A 2,605-nucleotide genomic window follows, 5' to 3' on the forward strand; every position below is an offset into this window, starting at 1 on the left:
CCGCCATGCGCACGATCCGCTCTCGACCCAACTGCGTCAGACGGGCATTCTTGTGGATGTTCATCCGGTCCTCCTTCGATGGAGACTGAAGCTTCGCAACCTCAGCTTCCTCGCTCGGGACCGGATGGACAACCTATTGAGAGCTCACACCTAGATCATCAGACAGGGAAATCGTATCCGGTCCGATGATCTAACCCTTTGTGATGGCATCGGCTTTCCCGAGAACCGCAATCCACTTTTCGGGCCGATGCCCTAGTAGGAGCGCGGCAGCCCCAGGTCATGCTGGGCGACATAGTTGAGGATCATCTCCTCCGAGACCGGAGCGACGCGGAACAGGCGCGCGTCGCGCCAGAGCCGCTCGACATGGTATTCCTTCGCATAACCCATGCCGCCGAGGGTCTGGATGGCGCGGTCCGTCGCCAGCCCCGCGGCGTGGCCGGCAAGCCATTTCGCCATATTGGCCTCGCTGCCATAGGGCTTGCCCTGGTCGTAGAGCGCCGCCGCCTTCTGGTTCATCAGCCTGGCGCATTCCAGCTGGATATGCGCCTCGGCGAGTGGGAACTGGATGCCCTGATAGGAGCCGATCGCCGCGCCGTTGAAGATCTTGCGTTCGCGGGCATAGTCGGCTGCAAGCCGGATCGCGAGTTCGGCCGTGCCGACCAGCCCGGCCGTGGTGACGATGCGCTCGGTGTTCAGCACGTCGAGCAATTCGCGAAAGCCGCCATCGAGCGTGCCGACGAGCTCATGCCCCTCGACGCGCACATCCTCGAAGAACACGGCGCTGGAGGGCAAGGTGTTGGTGCCGACCTTCTCGATCGCCTGATGGGTCAGCCCCGCCCTGTCGACATCGATGAGGAAGAGACTGATGCCGTCGGTCTTGCGGCTGACCTCCTCGAGCTTGCGGGTGCGCGCGACGACCAGCATCTTCGTGGCCTGGGGCACCGCGGTGATCCAGATCTTCTGGCCGTTGAGGCGCCAGCCATTGCCGTCAGTGCGGGCGAATGTCTTGAGCGCGAGCGAATTCGTACCGGCATCCGGCTCGGTCAGCGCCATCGCGAACAGCGCGTCGCCCGCCACCAGCGCCGGCAAGAGCTCGCGCTTCATCGCCTCGGTGCCGAAGCGGCTGATGGTCACCCCGCCAAAGACCGGATTGCACATGAACATCTGGCTCAGCGTCGACCCGCCGGCCGCCGCGCAAAGGTTCTCGACCGCGATCGCGACTTCGGCCATGCCGAGCCCGGCGCCACCATATTCCTCCGGGATCGCGATGCCGCAGAGCCCGGCCGCGCAGATCTCGCGCCAGACGGCGCTGGGAAATTCCTTCTTCGCGTCGAGCTCGCGCCAGTAGTCCAGGCCGAACTTTTCGCCGACCCGCCGCGCGGTTTCCGCCAGCATCTGTTGCTCGTCGCTGCGGTCGAAATTCATGCTGGCCTCCGCTCCGCCGCGCGCTGGCGCAGCAGCCGCAACGGGTTTTCAAGGGTGTTGACGATGTGATCGAGGAAGCGCGCCGCCCGCACGCCGTCGAGCACGCGGTGGTCGCAGGAGAGAACCAGACCGATTTCGCGCCGCAGGCTCGGCAGGCCATTCGCATCCGGCCGGAAGACCGGCTTCTGCGCCGCGACGCCGAGAATGGCCGACTGGCCGGGATTGATGATCGGCACGAGATGCGAGGCGCCGAACATGCCGACATTGGAGACAGAGATGGCGCCGCCTTCGAGCTCGGCGCTCGCGAGGCGTCCGGAGCGGGCGCGGGCAACGAGATCGCCGCACCCGTCAGCGACCGCATCCAGGCTTAGGTGGCCGGCCTCACGAAGCACCGGCACGAGCAGGCCCCGTTCGCTGTCGACCGCGAGCCCGACATCCGGACTGGCGAGCTCGATGATCTCGTCCTCGGCCCAGAGCAGGTTGCAGGCCGGCATCTCGACCAGGGCCCGGCCCACCGCCGCCATGATGAAATGCGTGATGCTCAGGCGGGTCTGCCCGCCGCTGCCGTTCAATTCCTCGCGCAGGTCCAGCAGCCGCGAGATATCGGCCTCGGCATGAACGTAGAAATGCGGGATCGTMTGCTTGGACAGGGTCAGCCGGCGCGCGACGATCCTTTCCATGGTGCTGGCGGGGCGTCGCCGGTCGGACGTCGCTCGCACGGCCGGAGTCGGTCGGGCGTTCGCCTCGGTCGGTGCGATGGTCGCTGCCAGAGCCGCCTGGACATCGGCCTGCTTGATCCTGCCGCGCGGGCCGGAGCCTGCGACCAAGGCCAGGTCCAGGCCATGCCGGCGGGCGATGCGCCGCGCCAGCGGCGTCGCGATCACGCGATCCCCCGCAACTGGCGCCGGCACGGACACCGGTTCCGGTGCCGGCTTGGCCGCGGTCATCTCCGGAGCTGCGGCCTTCTGCACCCCGGCAGCCGGGGCCGCGCCGGCCCAGGTTGCGAGCACGGCGCCGACAGGGACCGTCTCGCCTTCCGGGATCAGGATTTCGCCGATGCTGCCGGCCTGCTGGGCCTCGATCTCGGTCGCGATCTTCTCGGTCTCGACGATGAACAGGATGTCGCCGGCCGCAACCCTGTCGCCCAGACCGACGCGCCAGGACGCGAGCAGGCCCTCGG

The 2,605-nt window shown here is 67.3% G+C and carries 2 protein-coding genes; both read right to left on the bottom strand.

Annotated elements, in window-relative coordinates; translation table 11 throughout:
- Nucleotides 1-252 precede the first annotated feature (252 nt).
- Nucleotides 253-1,425, bottom strand: a complete 1,173-nt coding sequence (locus AC1D34_RS36485; RefSeq protein ID WP_441488414.1) for an acyl-CoA dehydrogenase family protein — start codon at nt 1,423-1,425, stop codon at nt 253-255.
- Nucleotides 1,422-2,605: dihydrolipoamide acetyltransferase family protein (locus AC1D34_RS36490; RefSeq protein WP_476826893.1), on the bottom strand; the 1,184-nt coding region annotated here is incomplete at its 5' end. The genes AC1D34_RS36490 and AC1D34_RS36485, both read right to left, overlap by 4 nt.

The sequence above is a fragment of the Allobosea sp. P1_A7 genome (assembly GCF_056406775.1).